This window comes from Serratia sp. YC16 (assembly GCF_009707615.1).
Lineage (GTDB): Bacteria > Pseudomonadota > Gammaproteobacteria > Enterobacterales > Enterobacteriaceae > Serratia > Serratia surfactantfaciens.
Window position 1 is genome coordinate 684,476 of sequence record NZ_WLYN01000002.1, and the last position, 20,582, is coordinate 705,057.

Below are 20,582 nucleotides of genomic sequence, written 5' to 3' on the forward strand. Positions count from 1 at the left end.
TGCGAGAAGTAATGACTAAACGCCATACCTTTTATTGCCGCCGGAGGTAATACAATATCTGCCGCCTCTGGGACCAATGCAAATATTCCCGGAAGAACAAGGGCAAGAGCCAATGGATGAGTTTCGAGGCGGTTTTTTTACTGGGGGAGTCTGTTTGGCTGGCGCCTTAACCGCTTTTGTTATCGTAGGTTTGATATAACACTCGGCATAATCGCAAAGAGATTTTGCTGATATCCAGCGCGGTTTTTCTGTTTTCTGCGATATTCTGATCCAATCAGCTTTTTCCTGATAGACGGTTATTTTTTCGCCGCGGCTGACTGAACCTATGACTTTTCCGCTGGGGGATGCGCGTACGTTAAGTTTATCGGTGTTCACAAACTTCTCGACGGATGGGTTTTCGGTCGTCGTTGCCGAATATACTGGGGCTGCCGGGTGAGTTTGGCTACTGGTATCAGAGACGTTGGCTGAATAGGGGGCTATTACTGCAGATTGTTTTCTTTCCGATGCGTGAAACAGAAAGCCTATTATTACTAATAAAATAATTACACCTCCAGTGACCGTGTCCTTCCGTTTATTTCCCATAAGAATATCTTCACGCTCGAAATAATTATATCCAAGGGTAGTGCGTGCCCCAGGTTTTTGCAATTGAGAGGCAACCGGTCAGTTTATTGCAGCGAGATCAATTTAGCTGGGGGCATAACGCCCCCGATATACGGGTATTTTGCCTTAAAGATTCCCCACGCCGCCGTCCATCTGCAGCTCGGCGCCGACCATAAAGGCCGATTCGTCCGCCGCCAGAAACACCGCCGCTTTGGCCAGCTCCAGCGCGCTGCCCATGCGGCCGATCGGCACCAGCGCGCGGATATCGTCGCGCAATGCCTGCTCATCCGCTTCCGCCAACCCCAGCTTACCCAACGCCGGGGTTTCGGTCGGGCCGGGGCTGAGGCCGTTAAGGCGAATGCCGCGCGCGTGCAGCTCGCCGGAGAGCGTTCTGGCCAGCGATAACAAACCGGCTTTGCTGGCGGCGTAGGCGCTGCTCTGCGGCAGGCCGATATGGGCGCTGACCGAACCGCACAGGATCACCGAAGAAGGGTTGGCCAGCAGCGGCAGCAGCGCCTGGATCAGAAAGAACGGCCCTTTCAGGTTGATGTCCATCAGCCGCTGATAGCTCTGTTCATCCCACTCCTGCAGCGGGCGGTGCGTGACGTCGCCGGCGTTGACATACAGCACGTCCAGCCGCGGCCACCGCTGCTCCAACTGCTGCGCCAGCGCGCGCTGCTGCGGGATGTCGCCGGCGTCGCTCAACAGCAACAGCGCCTTGCCCACCAAGGCCTGGCCTGCCGCGTCCAGAGCGCTTTGGCTGCGGCCGGTGATCGCAACCAAAGCGCCCTCGGCGATGAACTGGCGAGCGGTTTCCAGCCCGATGCCGCTGGTGCCGCCGGTAATCAATGCGTATTTGCCTTGCAGTCGTGACATAACAGATTCCTCTTGAGTGTCTGTTGCGGCATTATTTGCGCTATAGTTCCTTTTGCATAGTAGGCACCCTTTGGATACTAAAGGACGAGGTGGGATGAAATGACGGCGCAAGCACCCTTAGCAAAGGAAAATAATTTGGCGGCGTTGCCGAGGGCAGGCGAATCCTGCCCGATGGTGGACTTCGTCAATCTGGTGTCGGGCAAGTGGGCGATACCGATCCTGTACCGGCTGATCGTGATCGACGATCCGGTGCGATTCAGCGAGCTGCAGCGGGCGGTAGCGCCCATCGCGCAAAAAGAGCTGACGCGCCAACTGCGGCTGTTCGAGCAGCGCGGTCTGGTGACGCGGCGGGTGTTTCCCGAAGTGCCGCCGCGGGTGGAGTACCAGGTCACCGCGCTCGGCAAATCGCTGCGGCCGACGCTCGACTCGCTGGCGGAGTGGATGCGCCGGCACGCGCCGCAGCTGATCGGCGGCTAGTCGCCGATGCCCGGCGGGTTGATGGTGGAGCGTTCGACCTTTTCGTCGCCTTCGCCCCAGCGTTCCAGCACCTGCGCGTATTCGCCGCTGACGATGACGCCGTTGACGGCGGCGTTGATGGCGTTCACCAGCCCGTTGCCTTTCTTGCTGGTGACCGCCACGTAGGCCACGTTGGGGCCGATGCCGACCATTTTGGTTTTGCCGGTCAGCGCCGCCTTGTAGGCGCCGGTAGAGTGGGGGCCGAAGAACGCGTCGGCGCGCCCTGACTGAATGCTCAGGTTGGTGGCGGCGTCGTCGGTCACGTAGATCGGTTGTACCGCCGGCAGCCCGGCGGCGCGGTTCTGCTTATCCCATCCCAGCAGAATGTTTTCCTGATTGGTGCCGGATCCGACGATGATCCGCAGCCCGGCGACGTCCTGCGGCCGATTGATAGAGGCGATCTTGCTGGTGGATTTGACGTAAAAGCCCAGCGTGTCCACCCGGTAGGTGGCGAAGTCGAATTTGGTCTTGCGCTGTTTGGTGACGGCGATGTTGAAGATCGCCGCGTCGTATTTGCCGGCGCTGATGCCCAATGGCCAATCCTCCCAGGAGGTAGGCACCAGGTTCAACTCTAGCCCGAGACTGTCGGCCACCAGGCGGGCGATGTCCGGATCGCTGCCGATCAGCGTTTTATTGTCCTCGGCGAACAGCGCCAGCGGCGGGGAGTTTTCGAACGCCACCGCCACCGTCAGTTTGCCGGGCGTCGCGAAGTGAAAGTTCGTCGGAATCAGCGCAATAGCGGCGGGATTGCGCTCCGCGCGTATCGGCTGTCGGTTAGCCTGCAGATCGATACCGCCCGACGGGGCCGCCTGAACGGCGGCGCTCAGCAACAGCGCGCACAGCGCCGAAATCCTCGGTGACATAACGCCCTCTATCCTTTGTTAATCATGGGGTTACTATTGGCGGCGGTGAGGGGCAAGTAAAGCAACAATAGTGAATAACCAAAGTGAAAAGATGCACAAGCGGGGCGCCGGCCTGCGCGAATCTGCAGCACTCGACGTGGAAAGTGCGCAATCAGGTTGAAAGCAGTAGAATTTGTCACTCATACTGCGTACAGCTAATTGTGTAAAACAAGGAACGCCAGATGGCCGAAGAAACGATTTTCAGTAAAATTATCCGCCGCGAAATCCCTGCTGATGTGGTTTATCAGGATGAACTGGTCACCGCTTTCCGTGACATCTCCCCCCAGGCACCCACCCACGTGCTGATCGTTCCCAACGTGCTGATCCCAACCGTCAACGACGTGACCGTGGAGCATGAAGCCGCGCTGGGCCGCATGATCACCGCCGCGGCGAAAATCGCCGAACAGGAAGGCATCGCCGAGGACGGCTACCGCCTGATCGTCAACTGCAACCGCCACGCCGGTCAGGAGGTCTATCATATTCATATGCACCTGGTCGGTGGCCGCTCGCTGGGGCCGCTGCTGTCACGTTAAGCGAGGAAATCATGCGCGGTAAAAAAACTCTGCGTTGTCTGATGGCGTTGGCGCTGCCCGCCGCGTTGCTGATGGGGTGCAGTTCGCCGTCCGGCATCGCGGTCAACCAAGGGCAGACGGTGGTGATGGATCCTTCGGTGCTGACCGCCGGCATTTTGGCCGATACGCCTTCGATTTCGAACGCTTCCGGGCGGGTGATGGCGACCTCGGTACTCAATAACAGCCAGGCGACGCCGGTCACCGTGCATTACCGTTTCTATTGGTACGATGCGCAGGGGCTGGATATTCGCCCCTTCGAAAAATCGCGTGAGATCGTCGTGGCGCCCAACTCGGACGCCAAAATCTACTCGATTAACGGCAATCTGGACGCCAAAACCGCGCGTCTGTATCTGTACCTGTAAGCGCTTGCCAGGTTTGGAGAAAAAGCATGAAAAAGTACGTCTTAGTGGCGCTGGCCGCATTAACCCTGAGCGGCTGCCTGTCGCGCCAGCCTGAGCCGGATCAGCCGTTGCCGCCGGTCACCGTCGAGCCGGAACAGCCGAAGCCGCCGGTAGAACAGCCGCAGCCGCCAACCACCGAGCCGGTGCCGCAGCCGCCGAAAATTCAGCAGCTCGACTGGCTGGGCAGCGTTCAGCCGCTGGTAGGGCAGATGTTGAAGGCCGATGGCGTGACGGCCGGCAGCGTGCTGCTGCTGGACAGCGTCAAGAACAATACCAACGGCTCGCTGCAGATGGGCAAAGCCACCGCGGCGCTGTATAAGGCGCTGGCGTCGAACTCCACCTTCAGCGTGGTACCGGAAGCGAAGCTGACCAGCGCCAGACAAACGTTGGGCCTGTCGGCGGATGACAGCTTCGGCTCACGCAGCAAGGCGATCGGCCTGGCGCGCATCGTCGGCGCGCAGTACGTGCTGTACAGCGACGTCAGCGGCGACGTGAAGTCGCCGGCGCTGGATATGCAGCTGATGCTGGTGCAAACCGGCGAGATCGTCTGGTCGGGCAATGGCGCCGTTAAACGCTGAGGCCGCGCTGCGACGATTGATGGAAACCAGACTGCCGGCGGTGAATACCGCCGGTTGTCATTTCAGCCCGGTGCAAGGGCTGACCGGCGAGAGCTGGCGCATCGACGGTTCGGGCATCACGCTGTTGGCGCGGCAACACAGCGCGGAGAAACGTGCGCTGGGGGTGAGCCGATGGCGGGAAGCACAGGCCTTGCGCCGCTGCGCGTCGGGGCTGGGGCCACGGGTTTTCGCGCAGAATAATCAGTGGCTGGTGCTCGAATGGCTCGAAGGTGACGTCGTCACAAATGCCGAATTTGTCGCGCTGAACCAGCGCGGCGAGCTGGCGGCGATGGCGGCGGCGCTGCATCGGCGGCCGCTCAGCGGTTACCGGCTGGATCTGCGTCGGCAGTTCATTCGTTACTGGCAGCTGTTGGACAGGCGGCGTTTAACCCCTCTTTGGCTGCGCTGGCAGCATCACTTTTTGCACAGCGAGCCGCCGTCACCGTTGAAGCTGGCACCGCTGCACATGGATATCCATCCGGGCAATCTGCTCGCAACCGGCGAGGGGCTGCGGCTGATCGACTGGGAGTATGCCGCCGACGGCGACGTGGCGCTGGATATCGCCGCGCTGTTTCGCGGCAACGGCTGGGCGGCCGAGCAGCAACAGCGTTTTTTGCAGCAGTACGCGCGCCAGGGCTATCACGACCTCGCCCGGCTGCAGGCGCAGGTGCGCCGCTGGCTGCCGTGGGTGGATTATCTGATGCTGCTGTGGTTTGAAGTGCGCTGGCAGCAGAGCGGCGACGTTGAATTTTTGCGCTGGGGCGCGGCGCGGCGCCGGCGATTCTGTTTATCATCATCCGAATTCTGAACGAACAATAATGAAGTGAGGTGCCCGTGGGCCCAGTAATGCTAGATGTCGCCGGCTACGAGCTGGATGCAGAAGAACGCGAGATTTTGAAACACCCGCTGGTTGGCGGATTGATCCTGTTTACCCGCAACTTCCACGATGCGGAGCAGCTGCGTGAGCTGGTGCGGCAGATCCGCGCCGCTTCGCACGATCGGCTGGTGGTGGCGGTAGACCAGGAGGGCGGGCGCGTGCAGCGCTTCCGCGAAGGCTTCACCCGTTTACCGGCGGCGCAGTCGTTCGCGGCGCTGCACGATGCGCAGGAAGGCGGCCGTCTGGCGCAGGAGGCCGGCTGGCTGATGGCGGCGGAAATGATCGCGCAGGATATCGACATCAGCTTTGCGCCGGTGCTGGACATCGGCCACGGTAGCGCGGCGATCGGCGAGCGTTCGTTCCACAGCGATCCGCAGCAGGCGCTGGCGATGGCGGAACGCTTTATTCTCGGTATGCACAGCGCCGGCATGAAAACCACCGGCAAGCACTTCCCGGGGCACGGCGCCGTCAGCGCCGATTCGCACAAGGAAACCCCGCGCGATCCGCGGCCGCTGGCGCAGATCCGCGAGCACGACATGGCGATCTTCCGTGAGCTGATCAATCGCCAGCTGCTGGACGCCGTCATGCCGGCCCACGTCATCTATACTGAAGCGGACCCGCGTCCGGCCAGTGGTTCGCCTTACTGGCTGCAGCAGATCCTGCGGCAGGAACTGGGCTTCGACGGCGTGATTTTCTCCGACGATCTGTCGATGGAAGGCGCCGCCATCATGGGCAGCTACGCCGAGCGCGGCCAGGCGGCGCTGGATGCCGGTTGCGACATGATCCTGGTGTGCAACAACCGCGCCGGTGCGGTCAGCGTGTTGGATAACCTGTCCCCGGTCAAAGCAGAGAAGGTGAAGCGGTTATATCATCGCGGTCAGTTCACCCGTCAGGAACTGCGCGCCTCCGAGCGCTGGCAGCAGGCGCACAAGGCGCTCAGCGCGCTGAGCGAACGCTGGGAGGAGCACAAGCAGCGTTCGCAAGGGTGAATCCAGGCGCCGCATCGCGGCGCAGAGCGGAAATGATGAGGGCCGCGCCCGCGGCCCTTGGCTTGTTGCGAGGATCCACATGATTATCTATTTGCACGGCTTCGATTCCACCAGTCCCGGCAATCATGAAAAGGTGTTACAGCTGCAGTTTATCGATCCGGACGTGCGCTTTATCAGCTACAGCACGCTGCACCCGCGTCACGACATGCAGCATCTGTTGAAAGAGGTGGACAAGGCGGTGCAGCAGGGCGGCGACGCGCACCCGTTGATCTGCGGGGTTGGCCTCGGCGGTTTCTGGGCTGAGCGCATCGGCTTCCTGTGCGGCATTCGCCAGGCGATGTTCAATCCCAATCTGTACCCGGAAGAACACATGCACGGCAAGATAGACCGACCGGAAGAGTATCGCGATATCGCCACCAAGTGCGTGGAGGATTTCCGCGAGAAAAACCGCGATCGCTGCCTGGTGGTGCTGTCGCGGCGCGATGAGGTGCTGGATAACCGACGCAGCGCCGAATTGCTGCATCACTATTACGAAATCGTCTGGGATGAACAGCAGACGCACAAGTTCAAAAACATCTCGCCGCATCTGCAGCGGCTCAAGGCGTTTAAGGCGCTGGGTTAACAGTTTCATAACGCCGCCGCGAGCCGCGCCTGCCGTTTTTCACCGACGGAAAGTGCGGCTTTTTTGTGCACCAAGACTAAATTTGAGGTGGCAATCGGCAAAATTTAAAACTGTGACTCAGCGCTAACTATTTGAATCTCAATCCCCAAAAAATCCCCTCGTCCAGCCTTTAACCAAAAAAATTTGATGTACGTCAATTTTGGTATGACCAAATAACCTCACATGCTATTCTGGCTGCAGAGAGCCGAATTATTTTACGCGAACCCTATGTATTCTAAGGATATTATTTATTTACCCTGGAATAACAAATGGTTCACATTTAGGGGGTTATTTTGACAACGCCAAAGAAGAAAATCGTTATTGTCGGCGGCGGCGCCGGTGGTCTGGAGCTGGCGACCAGCTTGGGCCATAAGCTCGGCCGCAAGAACAAAGCGGAGATCACGTTGGTGGATCGCAACCACAGCCATTTGTGGAAACCGTTGCTGCACGAAGTGGCGACCGGTTCCCTCGATGACGGCGTGGATGCGCTCAGCTACCTGGCGCACGCGCGCAATCATCATTTCAGCTTCCAGCTGGGGTCGTTGACCAACATCAACCGCGAGGCGCAAACGCTGCAGCTGGCGCAGATCTGCGATGAGCAGGGCGGCGAGCTGGTGCCGGCGCGCGATCTGCCGTACGACATCCTGGTGATGGCGCTGGGCAGCACCTCGAACGATTTCGGTACGCCGGGCGTGAAAGAGCACTGCATCTTCCTGGATAACCCGCATCAGGCGCGTCGTTTCCACAACGAAATGCTCAACCTGTTCCTGAAGTTCTCGGCGCAGCCGGGGCAAAAAGAGCGGGTCAACATCGCCATCGTCGGCGGCGGCGCCACCGGCGTTGAACTGTCCGCCGAACTGCACAATGCGGTGAAACAGCTGCACAGCTACGGTTTCGAAGGCCTGGACAACAGCGCGCTGAACGTGACGCTGGTGGAAGCCGGCGAGCGCATTCTGCCGGCGCTGCCGCCACGCATTTCCGCCGCCGCGCACCAGGAGCTGATCAAACTGGGCGTGCGCGTGCTGACCAACACCATGGTGACCAGCGCCGATGCCAAGGGCCTGAACACCAAGGGCGGCGAGTTCATCGACGCCGATCTAATGGTGTGGGCGGCCGGCATCAAGGCGCCGGACTTCATGAAGGACATCGGCGGCCTGGAAACCAACCGCATCAACCAGCTGGTGGTGGAGCCAACGCTGCAGACCACGCGCGATCCGAACATTTTCGCCATCGGCGACTGCGCCTCCTGCCCGAAAGAGGGCGGCGGTTTCGTGCCGCCGCGCGCCCAGTCGGCGCACCAGATGGCCTCACGCTGCGCTACCAACATCCTGGCGCTGATGAACGGCCAGACGCTGAAGCCTTACGTGTATAAAGACCACGGCTCGCTGGTGTCGCTGTCGCGCTTCAGCACCGTCGGCAGCCTGATGGGCAACCTGATGCGCGGTTCGATGATGGTGGAAGGGCGCATCGCGCGCTTCGTCTACATCTCGCTGTACCGCATGCACCAGGTGGCGCTGCACGGCTACATCAAAACCGGCCTGATGATGCTGGTGGGCGGCATCAACCGGGTGATCCGCCCGCGTCTGAAGATGCACTGATCCTGCCCTTATCGACCAACCCGCGCCGGTTCGCCCGCGCGGGTTTTTTTATGGCGGCGTAAGGCGAACGGCGGCGGTTGCTTGATTCTTCAGCATAAGCTGTCGCGGACATGGGTAAAATTCTTAAGATTCCTCCTAAACAGCGGCCAAACGGCCGTTTTCCCGCATTTTTGGTCCCCTTGTCTTATTGCGAGCCCTCAAATCATTGTGCAGACTTTACCTCGTTTACAGACGGCGCGTCGCGCACGCCGTAAACCGGGATACCGCAAGCCGCCCATGCGCAAAACAATAAGCGCGGTGCCATGCCGGTAACAGACCCCGGAAAAAATGCGTGGTAACACTTTCAGGAGGTTTCCTGTGAACAAGTCAATGTTAGCCGGTGTTGGGATTGGTATCGCTGCCGCTCTGGGGATCGCCGCGGTAGCCAGCCTGGACGTCTTTTCTGCCGGTCCGCAATACGCGCAGGTGCTCGCCGCAACGCCGATTAAAGAAACCATCAAAACGCCGCGTCAGGAATGCCGCAACGTTACCGTTACGCACCGCGCACCGGTGCAGGATGAAAACCGCATCGCCGGTTCCGTGCTGGGCGCAGTGGCGGGCGGCGTGATCGGCCACCAGTTCGGCGGCGGTCGCGGGCGCGACGTGGCGACCGTAGTGGGCGCGCTGGGCGGCGGCTATGCCGGCAACCAGGTGCAAGGGGCGATGCAGAACAATGACGTCACCACCAGCGTTCAGCAGCGTTGCAAAACGGTCTATGACAAGTCCCAGAAAATGCTGGGCTATGACGTGACTTACAAGATCGGCAATCAGCAGGGTAAGATCCGCATGGATCACGATCCGGGCACGCAAATCCCGTTGGATAAAAACGGCCAGCTGGTGCTGAACAGAGCCTGATCGCAGCATTCGAATTAAGCCCGCGGGCAGTGTTAGTTCTGATCGTTTAACCCGGTTAAGCGAGCGGCGTTAACATTGACGCGGGCTTCTGTTTTTGTTCGCCGGAGAATTCGGCGATTGTTCTAATGTCTGCGTGCGATATCACTGGGCAAAACTTCAAAAAAGCCCCTGCGTTTGTTATATTATTGTGCGATTAAACGGTGTTATCGGCGCCAATCGCCGCACCGGCCAAACCCGAGTATTTCGTCTCGCAGAGATAACGACATGTTAGATTTTCGCTTTCCGACAGCGTTGCAAATGGTCCTTAGCGTCGCCGTAGCTGAGAAGCAGGGCATGCGTTCGACGAGCGCCACGCTCGCCGCTGCTCTGGAAGCCAACCCGAGCTTTATCCGCAAACTGATGGTGCCGCTGACCAAAGACGGCATCATCGTGTCCACCCTGGGCCGAAACGGCTCTATCCACCTCGGTCGTCCGGCGGAAGAGATTACCCTGCGGGATATCTATCTGGCGGTAATCGACGACAAGCGCATCTGGGCCTCTCGCCCTGAAGTGCCGGCCCGCTGCCTGGTGAGCGCCAACGCCTGTTGGTATTTCAAATCGGTGGTGAACGAAGCGGAGCAGGCTTCGCTCGCGGTGCTGGCGCGCCATACCGTGGCCGACTCGCTGGCCGAGTTGGAGCGGGGCGACAAGCGCGCCTGCGCGGAATACGCCGCCGAGCAAGAGGCTGAAGCCGCCGGTAAATAATGCCGGATGGAGCGCATAAAAAAGGTCGGGCATTGCCCGACCTTTTTGCATTTCAGGATGATGATTACGCCCTCTGCGGCTGCGCTTTGCGCGCCACCAGGCGCCGCAGGGTGACGTAGAACACCGGCGTCAGGAACAGCCCGAACAGGGTGACCCCCAGCATGCCGGAGAACACCGTAATGCCGGTGACGCCGCGCACTTCGGCGCCGGCGCCATGGCCAAGGATCAGCGGGATGGTGCCGGCGATGAAGGCGATGGAGGTCATCACGATCGGCCGCAGCCGCAGGCGGCAGGCCTCCAGCGCTGCTTCGACGATGCCTTTGCCCTGCATTTCCAGTTCGCGGGCGAACTCGACGATCAGAATGGCGTTCTTGCAGGCCAGCCCCATCAGAACGACCAGCCCGACCTGCACGAACACGTTGTTGTCGCCGCCGGTCAGCCACACGCCGAACAGCGCCGACAGCATGGTCATCGGCACGATCAGGATCACTGCCAGCGGCAGCGTCCAGCTTTCGTACAGCGCCGCCAGCGCGAGGAACGCCAGCAGCACCGCCACTGGGAACACCACCAGCGCGGCGTTGCCCTGGGTCGATTGCTGGTAACTCAGATCGGTCCACTGAATGTTCATGCCGTTCGGCAACAGCTTGCCGGCCATCTGCGTCAGCGCGCCCATCGCCTGGGTAGAGGAGAGCACGCGCGGATCGGCGTCGCCGATCAGGTCCGCCGCCGGGAAGCCGTTGTAACGGATCACCGGATCCGGGCCGTAGGTGGTGCCGATGCTGACCATACTGCCGATTGGCACCATTTCGCCCTTATCGTTGCGGGTACGCAGGTTGGCGATGTCTTCCACGCTGTCGCGGAACTGGCCGTCGGCCTGCGCCATCACCTTCCAGGTGCGGCCGTAACGGTTGAAGTCGTTGATGTAAGACGAACCGAGGTAGGTCTGCAGCGTGCTGAACAGCGCGTTGAGCGGCACCCCCTGCGCCTTGGCCTTGTCGCGATCGATTTTGGCGTCCAGCTGCGGCACGTTGGCCTGATACGAGGAGATCGGGAACCCCATTCCCGGCGTTTGCATAATGGCGCCGGACAGGGTGTTGATCGCCGTCTGCAGCGCGCCGTAACCCAGCCCGGCGCGATCCTGCACGTAGAGCGAATAGCCGGAGCCCTGGCCGATGCCGAGGATCGGCGGCGGCATGATCGAGAAGGCGAAGCCTTCCTGGATCTGCGAAATGCGTGCGTTGATCTCGGCGTTGATCTGCGCTGCGGTGCGGGTACGGGTGCTCAATGACTCCAGCGCGAAGAACACCGTGCCGGTATTCGGCGTATTGGTGAACTGCAGCGCGTTCAGGCCGGGGAACGCCACCGCATCGGTGACGCCGTCCACGCTCAGGCCGATGGCGCTCATCTTGCGGATCACCGCATCGGTGCGCTCCAGCGAGGCGCCTTCCGGCATCTTCACGCCGCCGATCAGGTACAGCTTGTCCTGCGTCGGGATAAACCCGCCGGGCACGGTCTTGAACATCACGCCGGCGGCGGCCAGCAGCAGCAGGTAGACGACGAACACCGCGCCGCGCCGGCCCAACACGCGGGAGACGCCCTGTTGGTAGCGTTGCGAACCGCTGGCGAAGAAGCGGTTGAACGGCCGGAACAGCCAGCCGAACAGCCGGTCGATCAGGCGCGACGGCAGATCTTTCGGCGCGCCGTGCGGTTTCAGCAAGCGTGCCGCCAGCGCTGGCGACAGGGTCAGCGAGTTGATGGCGGAGATCACCGTCGAGATGGCGATGGTGACGGCGAACTGTTTGTAGAACTGGCCGGTGACGCCGGAAAGGAACGCCATCGGCACGAACACCGCGCATAGCACCACGGCGATGGCGATGATCGGGCCGGAGACCTCGCGCATCGCCTGGTGCGCCGCCGCCAGCGGCGACAGCCCCTCTTCGATATTACGTTCGACGTTTTCCACCACCACGATGGCGTCATCCACCACGATGCCGATCGCCAGCACCAGCCCGAACAGGCTGAGGGTGTTGAGCGAGAAGCCCAGCAGATACAGCGCGGCGAAGGTGCCGACCACGGAGATCGGTACCGCCAGCAGCGGAATGATCGAGGCGCGCCAGGTCTGCAGGAACAGAATGACCACCAGCACCACCAGGATCACCGCTTCCAGCAGGGTATCTACCACCGCGCGGATCGAGTCGCGCACGAATACCGTCGGGTCGTATGGCGACTTCCAGCTCATGCCGTCCGGGAAGCGGGTCGCCAGCTCGGCCATCTTGCCGCGCACCGCGTCCGACAGCTCGATGGCGTTGGCGCCCGGCGACTGGAATATGCCGATGCCGACCGCATCCTTGTTATTGAGCTGGGCGCGCAGCGCGTAGCTGCCGGAGCCCATTTCGATGCGCGCTACGTCGCGCAGCCGCACGATCTCGCCGTTGTTGCCGCTCTTGAGGATGATGTTGCCGAACTCTTCTTCGGTTTGCAGGCGCCCCTGGGCGTTGATCGACAGCAGATAGTCGCTGCGCGTCGGCATAGGCTCCGCGCCGAGCTGGCCGGCGGAGACCTGCACGTTCTGCTCCTGCATAGCGCTCACCACGTCGGAAGCGGTCAGCCCGCGCGCAGCGACCTTGTTCGGATCGAGCCAGATGCGCATCGCGTATTCGCCGGCGCCGAAGATCTGCACCTGGCCGACGCCCGGCAGACGGGCCAGCTCATCCTTGACCTTGAGGGTGGCGTAGTTGCGCAGATATAGCGAGTCGTACTTGCCGGAAGGCGATACCAGATGCACCACCAGCGTCAGCGCCGGGGATTGTTTCTGGGTGGTGATGCCCTGGCGGCGCACGTCTTCCGGCAGGCGCGCTTCGGCCTGCGCCACGCGGTTTTGCACCTGCACCTGCGCCTGATCGGGATCGGTGCCCGGGCGGAAGGTGACGGTGGTCACCAGCACGCCGTCGGAACCGGCTACCGATTTCATGTACATCATGTTTTCGACGCCGTTGATCGCTTCTTCCAGCGGCGTCGCCACCGTTTCAGCGATCTCTTTCGGGTTGGCGCCCGGGTATTCGGCGCGCACCTGTACACTGGGCGGCACCACGTCCGGGTACTCGCTGATCGGCAGCAGCGGAATGGCGATCACCCCGGCGACAAAAATCAGGATCGACAGCACCGCGGCGAAGATCGGCCGGTCGATGAAAAAACGGGAAAAGTCCATGGGTCAGAATTCTCTGCTGGGGGCTTAGTTGAGTGCGGAAGCGGTGGTGGTCATCGCGACGCTTTTCGCGTCGACCGGCATGCCCGGCATAAACACTTTCTGCATGCCGTCGACGATCACCCGATCGCCGCTCGCCAGGCCTTTTTGCACGATGCGCAATCCTTCGGCCATGCGGCCTACGTCGATGTCGCGGCGCTGCGCCTTGCCGTCTTTATCGACGATATAAACGAACTTGCGGTTCTGGTCGGTCATCACCGCTTTATCGTCGATCAGCAGGGCGTTGAACTCGGCGCTGCCTGGCATCTGCACCCGGGCGAACAGCCCCGGCGTGAAGCGGCGCTCGCGGTTGTCGAGCAGGGCGCGCATGCGGATGGTGCCGGTACCGGCGTTCAGCTGGTTATCGGTGAAGTCCACCAATCCTTGATGCGGGGTGCCGTCTTCGCCCACCAGGCCGACCTTCACCGGCAAACGGGCGTCGTGCCGGCCCTGCTGTTGATAGCGCAGGAAGGTGGCTTCATCCACGTCGAAATAGACGTAAACCTTGTCGAGCGACACCAGCGTCGTCAGCACGCTGGCGCTGTCGCCGGCGGTGACCAGGTTGCCGGCGGTGATCATTGCGCGGCTGGCGCGCCCGTCAATCGGCGCGGTAACGCGGGTAAAGTCGAGATTCAGCTGCGCCATGTCGAGCTGGGCCTGCGCCGCCAGCACGTTGCTTTGCGCCTGAGCGGCGGACGAACGCCGCTGTTCCCACACTTCCTGCGAGATGGCCTGCGTGCCGATCAGTTTCTCGGTGCGTGAGGATTCGCTGCGCGCCAGCGCCGCCTGATTGCGCGCCCGCACCAGCTCCGCCTGCGCCTGTTCGCGAGCGGCGCGATAGGTGCGATCGTCGATGGTGAACAGCACCTGGCCTTTTTTCACTTCGTCGCCTTCGGTGTAATTGACCCGATCGATATAGCCGGAAACCCGCGGCCGCAGCTGCACGCTCTGTACCGCTTCGACCCGGCCGTTGAATGCATCCCATTGGCTGATCGGTTTGACCACCACGTTGGCGGCGCTGACCACTGGCGGCGGCGGCGGGGCATTGTGCGCGACGCTGTTGTCGCACCCGGCGAGCAGGGCGGCCAGCAGCGCGACCCCTAAGAGCCGCTGACCCAGAGCGACGGCGCGCGGGCGGCCGCCGGCGTTGAACGATGAGTTTGGTTGATTTGCCATTATTTTTATTCCGATAAGTAAGCGCAGTCCGGCCCCATACCCAGCCCTGTCATCCGGGCTTTCCCTTCTTGCCAACCTGCGGCGGAAGGGGTGTTGCGCCTTGCTGCGGCGCAACGTTAGGTTTTGAAACATATTGGTGTCACATTAATGTATCAATATCGGTTACATTAATTGGGTGGAGTATAGAGGCGGCTTTCTGGTAAATGCAATAATAAAAATTGCATTTAAAGCGAAACTGTTGCAACGTATGTGCATTGGGCAGTGGTTGACCCTGCCGACATGATGGGAGCATCAGCATGAACACGACGGGTTTCATTACCGATTTGAAGGCGTGGATCGACAACAATCTGGAAGAAAAGCTGGATATCAACACCGTAGCGGACCGCGCGGGCTATTCCAAATGGCACCTGCAGCGCATGTTCAAGCGCCAGACTGGCTATGCGCTCGGGGAGTATATCCGCATGCAAAAACTGAAGGTGTCGGCGGAGCGTCTGGCCAACAGCGGCGAACCTATCGTCAGCGTGGCGATCTCGCTCGGCTTCGACTCACAGCAGTCGTTCAACCGCAGTTTCAAACGCCAGTTCGGCCAAACGCCGGGCGATTGGCGCCGCGCGCTGGCGCAGCCGACGGCGATGGGGCGCACGCACCACTGAGCGGTGCGGCAGTGGGGATAAAAAAGCCTGAATTTGCGTTCGGGCTTTTTTGTCAGCATCTAAATGACTTTTTGAGTAACTCGAAATTTTTACAGCTACGTGTTGATATTAGTTTGTCTCGTTTTTCCAGTTTATATATTTACAGAGCCCTTCCAGATCAGGGAATAAGGTTCGGCTACTGACACCATGTCTGTCTAAAGATTTCAAGAGTTTTTCCCTGGTACCTTCTGGAATTTTTATTTCTTGAACCGATTCTGATATTTCATTGTTCTTTTCCAGAGGAACGAACTTCTTAGAGGATTTTGAGTACTTATGCGCTGTAAACCAACCATGTTGTGCGATAATTCTAGGGTTATTTAACTTTGGCCTTATAACCTGAGTTCTTCCTGTTTCAAATGGTCCTTTTTGCGGTTCTTTCAGATATCGATTTGCATCCAATGCATAAACATAAACGTCTCCCTTTTTCCAATCATTACATGCAAAGAACAAGGCTGCAAGTGGATTGCTAGTCCAATCTAATAACCGAGTTTTCATGCCGAAGTGTTGTGCTATTACTAAGAGTTCCCAATCATCAAGATCATTTTTAGGTAGAATCGATGCTCCCATGCGCTTTAACTCTTTTATTAATTCTTGCTCAGCGTTTGTTGAGTCGGTTTTTGGATTTTTTCGCGCTATACTTGGCAGTAAATTACCTTTTTCTGCTTGCCCCCTGAATAGCATCAGCTCCGAGTTATTGCCAAGTCTCTCCACTATATCGACAAATTCAGAAAAGTTATTTGCTGTTTGTGATTTCATGTTTCATCCATTTTTATTTTTTGTTGAGTTGATAATGCATATGTTTATTTAATCATCAAAGTAGGAAGATGTTAATGGGGGTAAATATATCCCTACATTTACTCTAAGTAAATACGTTTGACGTGATTGCCGAAACGTTCTCAAGAAAATAGGGTTTAATCTAAATTGATTTTAAATTAAGCCATCATGAAAGTGATGGCAGGCTTTCTCGTTAGAATATGGCGGTGAGGGAGGGATAGATTCGCTGCGCTCACCCTGCGGGCCGCCGTTGGCGGTCCAAAACGCAGGCGTTTTGTCGAACCCTGTCGAGGCTTCTCGCCCCTCTCGGCGGTGCGCCATGCAAAAAAAAGCCTGGACGTGAATCCAGGGTTTCTCTTTGAATTTGGCGGTGAGAGAGGGCTTGATTCGCCGCGCTCACCCTGCGGGCCGCCGTTGGCGGTCCACAACGCAGGCGTTTTGTCGAACCCTGGCGAGGCTTCTCGCCCCTCTCGGCGGTGCGCCATGCAAAAAAAAGCCTGGACGTGAATCCAGGCTTTCTCTTTGAATTTGGCGGGGAGAGAGGGGTTCGAACCCTCGAAACACTTTCGCGTATACACACTTTCCAGGCGTGCTCCTTCAGCCACTCAGACACCTCACCGTTTTGTCATCGATAACGCCTTGCGCTGTCGACGGGCGCTAATGTAGGAGAATCTGATCTCAGCGTCAACCCTCTTATTTCATTCTCATGACTGTTTAGCCAAACTTGCAGCAATTTGCTGATTTACCGAACGATATTCCCACTCTTGGCCGCCGGCGGGCAGGGCAGACAGCGGTCAGAATCCATGAAAGACGATTGTTTGACCTTTTTCTGTACAGATAGCTCAATATGTCGCCATTGAGATGGGGTTGTTTGCTGTTATATGCATTAATACTGGATTATTAGTCAGATGTGTCGCTAAATGGAATCATGTCGGCGCGGCGTTTTTGGCAAGGAACATCACGTCGCCGCGCAGATTGCCGGATGACAGGCCGGCGATATCGCAGACAGGGACAGACTCATTACATAATAATGCAGTAGAGGTTCGTTTTGACTCCTTCAGATGCCATGCCGGCGCCGCAAGCGCGCCATGCCATTCCGCCCGGTGCGGGAGCGCTGTTCTTCATCCAGATCTTCGCCACGCTGGGCTTCGCCGTGCTTTACTCTACGCTGGTGCTGTACGCCACCAAGCGGCTGGGCTTCAACGAAAGCAGCGCCAACGCCATGATGGGCGTGTTCGGCGCCTTCAACTATGGTCTGCATATGTTCGGCGGCTACCTCGGCGGCCGTTTCCTCAGCAACCGCAACCTGTTCGTGCTCGGCATGGTATTGCAGGTGATCGGCTGTGCGCTGATTGCCGTCGCGGGCGTGTGGGGGTTGTACTGGGGGCTGGCGATGTTCCTGACCGGCAGCGGCCTCAACGTCACCTGCATCAATATGATGCTCACCCAGCGTTTCAAGCCGGACGACGATCGGCGCGAATCGGCGTTCCTGTGGAACTATGCCGGCATGAACCTCGGGTTCTTCGTCGGCTTTACCGTGGCCGGTTATTTCCAACTGACGGAAAACTACCGCGCGCTGTTCCTGTTCGCCACGCTGGGCAACGCCGCGGCGATCATCGTTGCCGTCTGCCGCTGGCGCATTCTGGCGGATCTCAATACGCCGCTGCACGGCGCCAGCCGCAGCCAATACCGCTGGCGCATGCTGGTCGGGCTGGCGGTGCTGGTGGCGCTAGTGCCGATCATCCGCGTGATGCTGACCCACGCCGAGTTCAGCGGCCACTTCGTGATCGTGCTCGGTGCGTTGATCTTCCTGATGCTGTGCGTGGTGACGCTGCGCCACCATCCGCGCGATGAGCGCCGCAGAATGACGGCCTATCTGATCCTGGCGCTGGGGTCGCTGGTGTTCTGGGCGCTGTACCAGCTGGCGCCGATGGGGCTGATGCTGTTCTCCGAGCACAACATCAACCTGAACGTTTACGGCATTCAGGTGGCGCCGCAGTGGATCCAGAACATCAACACGCTGGTGATCGTGGTGGGCGGCCCGCTGCTCGCCTGGTGGTTCAACCGCCTGCGCGCTCGCGGTTGCAACATCGACATTCCGCTGCAGTTCTCCGGCTCGCTGTTCTGCATCGGGCTGGGCATGCTGGTGCTGCCGCTGGGCATCAGCATGGCGGGCGGCGACGGGCTGGTGGCGTTCAAATGGATCGTCATCAGCTATGTGCTGCAAAGCGTCGGTGAATTGATGATCTCGCCGATCGGTTACGCGATGATTGGCAAGCTGGCGCCGCCGCGCTATCAGGGCGTGATGATGGGCTGTTGGATGATGGTGACCGGCGTCGCCTCGGTGCTGGCGGGCTACGTCTCCGGCCTGATGCCGGAAAACAGCGGCAGCACGCCGCTGCAAACCAACCCCGGCTACAGCGAAATCTTCAGCGCACTGGGCTGGGGGGCGACGGGCGTCGGCGTGGCGATGCTGATCCTCATTCCGCTGCTGCGGCGTCTTATCCGTCGCGATGGCCCGTCCGCCGCCTGATTGGCGAGTATGCACAACAGCCCCACTGGTCGGGGCTGTTTTCATTTTGGGCTTTAACGCTTGCATCCGGCGGCGAATCGCGGAAGGCTGGAGGAAAACCAATAAAAACAAACCGGAGCCCGCAGTATGAACATCATTTATTACCACCCCTTGTTTAACGCCCAGGAATGGCTGGCCGGCATCAAGCAGCGCCTGCCGCAGGCTGAGATCCGCGAGTGGCAGCGCGGCGACGAGCGGCCGGCCGATTACGCGCTGGTGTGGCGCCCGCCGCACGAGATGCTGGCCAACCGTCGCGATCTGAAAGCGGTGTTCGCCCTCGGCGCCGGCGTCGACGCCATTCTCGATCAGGAGCGCAAACACCCCGGCACGCTGCCCGCCGGCGTGCCGCTGCTGCGGCTGGAAGATACCGGCATGGCGCAGCAGATGCAGGAATACGCGCTGAGCTATGTGCTGCGTTATTTCCGCCGTTTCGACGAGTATCAGGCGCTGCAGCAGCGGCAGGAGTGGCAGCCGCTCGATCCGTACTCGCTGGAGGATTTCACCATCGGCATCCTCGGCGCCGGCGTGCTGGGGCAGAGCGTGGCGCGCAAGCTGACCGAGTTTGGCTTCAGCGTGCGCTGCTGGAGCCGCAGCGCCAAACAGTTAGACGGCGTGCAAAGCTTTGCCGGAGAGGCGCAGCGCGCGGCCTTCCTCGACGGCGTCAAATTGCTGATCAACCTGCTGCCCAATACGCCGGAGACTCTCGGCATCCTCAACCGCGAGCTGTTCGCGCAGCTGCAGCCGGGCGCCTATCTCATCAACATCGCGCGCGGCGCGCATCTGGTGGAAGCCGATCTGCTGGCGGCGCTCGAGCAGGGGCAGCTGGCCGCCGCCACGCTGGACGTGTTCGCCCGCGAACCGCTGCCGCAGGATCACCCGTTCTGGCGTCATCCGCGTGTCACCATTACCCCGCATATTGCTGCCATCACGTTGCCGCAGCAGGCGATGGATCAGATCGCCGCCAACATTCGCGCGCTGGAGGCGGGGCATGCCCCGGCCGGTGTGGTCGACAGGCAACGGGGTTACTGATCCTTCAGCCGCCGTTCGGTAACTGATAAGCTGTTATCGTCATCGCGCCTGCCCGTACCTTTGCGGGCGGGCCCTCTGGAAGGAGAAACAATGTACCCCGTTGATTTGCATATGCACACCGTCGCCAGCACCCACGCCTACAGCACGCTGCACGATTACATCGCCGAAGCCCAGCAGAAGGGCATCAAACTGTTCGCCATCACCGATCACGGCCCGGACATGGCCGATGCGCCACACTATTGGCACTTCATGAACATGCACGTGTGGCCGCGCCTGGTGAACGGCGTGGGCATCTTGCGCGGTATCGAAGCCAACATCAAAAACCTGCAGGGCGACATCGACTGCACCGGCCCGATGCTGACCGCCACCGACGTGATCATCGCCGGTTTCCATGAGCCGGTGTTTGCGCCGCAGGATAAAGCGTCCAATACTGAAGCGATGATCGCCGCGATGGCGCAGGGAGACGTGCATATCATCAGCCACCCCGGCAACCCGCGTTACCCGATCGACATTCCCGCCGTTGCGGCGGCGGCGGCCAAATACGAAGTGGCGCTGGAGCTGAATAACTCGTCGTTCACCCACTCCCGCAAGGGCAGCGAGGCCAATTGCCGGGCGATCGCCGCCGCGGTACGCGACGCCGGCGGCTGGCTGGCGCTGGGTTCGGATTCGCACGTCGCTTTTTCACTGGGTAATTTCGAGCACTGCGAGCGCATCATCGAAGAGGTGGGCTTCCCGCAGGAGCGCATTCTCAACGTCAGCCCGCGCCGGTTGCTGGATTTTCTCGAGCGGCGCGGCAAGCCGGCGATTGCGGAATTGGCCGATTTGTGACATCGTCCCGGCAAAATTTT

At 60.0% G+C, this 20,582-nt stretch carries 20 protein-coding genes and 1 tRNA gene; 14 read left to right on the top strand and 7 right to left on the bottom strand.

What is annotated here, in order from left to right; all coding sequences use genetic code 11:
* Positions 1-15: 15 nt before the first annotated feature.
* Together GKN89_RS10660 and GKN89_RS10665 are read right to left on the bottom strand one after the other, a co-directional pair.
* Positions 16-582, bottom strand: coding sequence for an SH3 domain-containing protein (locus GKN89_RS10660; protein ID WP_071891967.1), 567 nt, complete (start codon positions 580-582; stop codon positions 16-18).
* A gap of 144 nt (positions 583-726) precedes the next feature.
* Positions 727-1,476: an SDR family oxidoreductase gene (locus tag GKN89_RS10665; RefSeq protein WP_154746928.1), complete on the bottom strand. Its 750-nt coding sequence runs from the start codon at positions 1,474-1,476 to the stop codon at positions 727-729.
* A 99-nt stretch (positions 1,477-1,575) separates the two neighbouring features.
* Here GKN89_RS10665 and GKN89_RS10670 point away from each other — a divergent pair, with 99 nt between their 5' ends.
* Positions 1,576-1,953, top strand: coding sequence for a helix-turn-helix domain-containing protein (locus tag GKN89_RS10670; RefSeq protein WP_154746929.1), 378 nt, complete (start codon positions 1,576-1,578; stop codon positions 1,951-1,953).
* Here GKN89_RS10670 and GKN89_RS10675 read toward each other — a convergent pair.
* A complete protein-coding gene (locus GKN89_RS10675) occupies positions 1,950-2,855 on the bottom strand; it encodes a transporter substrate-binding domain-containing protein (RefSeq protein ID WP_154746930.1) in 906 nt (301 codons plus the stop codon). The two genes, GKN89_RS10670 and GKN89_RS10675, sit on opposite strands and share 4 nt — an antisense overlap.
* A 221-nt stretch (positions 2,856-3,076) precedes the next feature.
* On the opposite strand from GKN89_RS10675, the gene hinT reads away from it, so the two are divergent.
* The 9 genes from hinT (at position 3,077) to GKN89_RS10720 (ending at position 10,247) form a co-directional block, all read left to right on the top strand.
* The gene (gene hinT / locus GKN89_RS10680; RefSeq protein WP_004928776.1) at positions 3,077-3,427 is read left to right on the top strand and encodes a purine nucleoside phosphoramidase; all 351 of its coding nucleotides are present in this window, start codon (positions 3,077-3,079) and stop codon (positions 3,425-3,427) included.
* Positions 3,428-3,438: 11 nt separating this feature from the next.
* The gene (locus GKN89_RS10685) at positions 3,439-3,828 is read left to right on the top strand and encodes a YcfL family protein (RefSeq protein ID WP_154746931.1); all 390 of its coding nucleotides are present in this window, start codon (positions 3,439-3,441) and stop codon (positions 3,826-3,828) included.
* A gap of 26 nt (positions 3,829-3,854) precedes the next feature.
* Entirely contained in the window at positions 3,855-4,445 is a 591-nt protein-coding gene (lpoB, locus tag GKN89_RS10690; protein WP_019455821.1) for a penicillin-binding protein activator LpoB, read from the top strand.
* Positions 4,426-5,292: a thiamine kinase gene (gene thiK / locus GKN89_RS10695; protein WP_154746932.1), complete on the top strand. Its 867-nt coding sequence runs from the start codon at positions 4,426-4,428 to the stop codon at positions 5,290-5,292. The genes lpoB and thiK overlap by 20 nt, the downstream gene beginning before the upstream one ends.
* Before the next feature lie 38 nt (positions 5,293-5,330).
* Positions 5,331-6,350: a beta-N-acetylhexosaminidase gene (gene nagZ, locus GKN89_RS10700; protein ID WP_063919209.1), complete on the top strand. Its 1,020-nt coding sequence runs from the start codon at positions 5,331-5,333 to the stop codon at positions 6,348-6,350.
* Positions 6,351-6,429: 79 nt separating this feature from the next.
* Positions 6,430-6,972: an alpha/beta hydrolase YcfP gene (gene ycfP, locus GKN89_RS10705; RefSeq protein WP_019455818.1), complete on the top strand. Its 543-nt coding sequence runs from the start codon at positions 6,430-6,432 to the stop codon at positions 6,970-6,972.
* 332 nt (positions 6,973-7,304) lie between these two features.
* Positions 7,305-8,609 carry an NAD(P)/FAD-dependent oxidoreductase gene (locus GKN89_RS10710; RefSeq protein ID WP_019455817.1) on the top strand — a complete coding sequence of 435 codons (1,305 nt, stop codon included), beginning with the start codon at positions 7,305-7,307 and terminating at the stop codon, positions 8,607-8,609.
* Between the two features lie 357 nt (positions 8,610-8,966).
* Positions 8,967-9,503 carry a glycine zipper 2TM domain-containing protein gene (locus GKN89_RS10715; RefSeq protein WP_004928798.1) on the top strand — a complete coding sequence of 179 codons (537 nt, stop codon included), beginning with the start codon at positions 8,967-8,969 and terminating at the stop codon, positions 9,501-9,503.
* 264 nt (positions 9,504-9,767) lie between these two features.
* The gene (locus tag GKN89_RS10720; RefSeq protein ID WP_015377469.1) at positions 9,768-10,247 is read left to right on the top strand and encodes an Rrf2 family transcriptional regulator; all 480 of its coding nucleotides are present in this window, start codon (positions 9,768-9,770) and stop codon (positions 10,245-10,247) included.
* Positions 10,248-10,311: 64 nt separating this feature from the next.
* On the opposite strand, the gene sdeB is transcribed toward GKN89_RS10720, so the two are convergent.
* Positions 10,312-13,455, bottom strand: a complete 3,144-nt coding sequence (sdeB, locus tag GKN89_RS10725; protein ID WP_154746933.1) for a multidrug efflux RND transporter permease subunit SdeB — start codon at positions 13,453-13,455, stop codon at positions 10,312-10,314.
* Between the two features lie 24 nt (positions 13,456-13,479).
* Positions 13,480-14,667: a multidrug efflux RND transporter periplasmic adaptor subunit SdeA gene (gene sdeA, locus GKN89_RS10730; protein WP_084799126.1), complete on the bottom strand. Its 1,188-nt coding sequence runs from the start codon at positions 14,665-14,667 to the stop codon at positions 13,480-13,482.
* Positions 14,668-14,963: 296 nt separating this feature from the next.
* Between sdeA and GKN89_RS10735 the strand changes: the two genes are divergently transcribed.
* A complete protein-coding gene (locus tag GKN89_RS10735; RefSeq protein WP_019455813.1) occupies positions 14,964-15,320 on the top strand; it encodes a helix-turn-helix domain-containing protein in 357 nt (118 codons plus the stop codon).
* 108 nt (positions 15,321-15,428) lie between these two features.
* Here GKN89_RS10735 and GKN89_RS10740 read toward each other — a convergent pair whose 3' ends face one another.
* Positions 15,429-16,115, bottom strand: a complete 687-nt coding sequence (locus GKN89_RS10740) for an FRG domain-containing protein (protein WP_154746934.1) — start codon at positions 16,113-16,115, stop codon at positions 15,429-15,431.
* 547 nt (positions 16,116-16,662) lie between these two features.
* Positions 16,663-16,752, bottom strand: a tRNA-Ser gene (locus GKN89_RS10745).
* Positions 16,753-17,199: 447 nt separating this feature from the next.
* Here GKN89_RS10745 and GKN89_RS10750 point away from each other — a divergent pair.
* From GKN89_RS10750 to GKN89_RS10760, 3 genes are all read left to right on the top strand, one after another.
* Positions 17,200-18,666 (top strand): peptide MFS transporter, encoded by a 1,467-nt coding sequence (locus GKN89_RS10750; protein WP_063919212.1) that lies wholly within the window; start codon positions 17,200-17,202, stop codon positions 18,664-18,666.
* A 126-nt stretch (positions 18,667-18,792) separates the two neighbouring features.
* Positions 18,793-19,734 carry a glyoxylate/hydroxypyruvate reductase GhrA gene (gene ghrA / locus GKN89_RS10755; RefSeq protein ID WP_154746935.1) on the top strand — a complete coding sequence of 314 codons (942 nt, stop codon included), beginning with the start codon at positions 18,793-18,795 and terminating at the stop codon, positions 19,732-19,734.
* A 90-nt stretch (positions 19,735-19,824) separates the two neighbouring features.
* Positions 19,825-20,562: a phosphatase gene (locus tag GKN89_RS10760; protein WP_049202798.1), complete on the top strand. Its 738-nt coding sequence runs from the start codon at positions 19,825-19,827 to the stop codon at positions 20,560-20,562.
* The last annotated feature ends 20 nt before the right edge of the window (positions 20,563-20,582 follow it).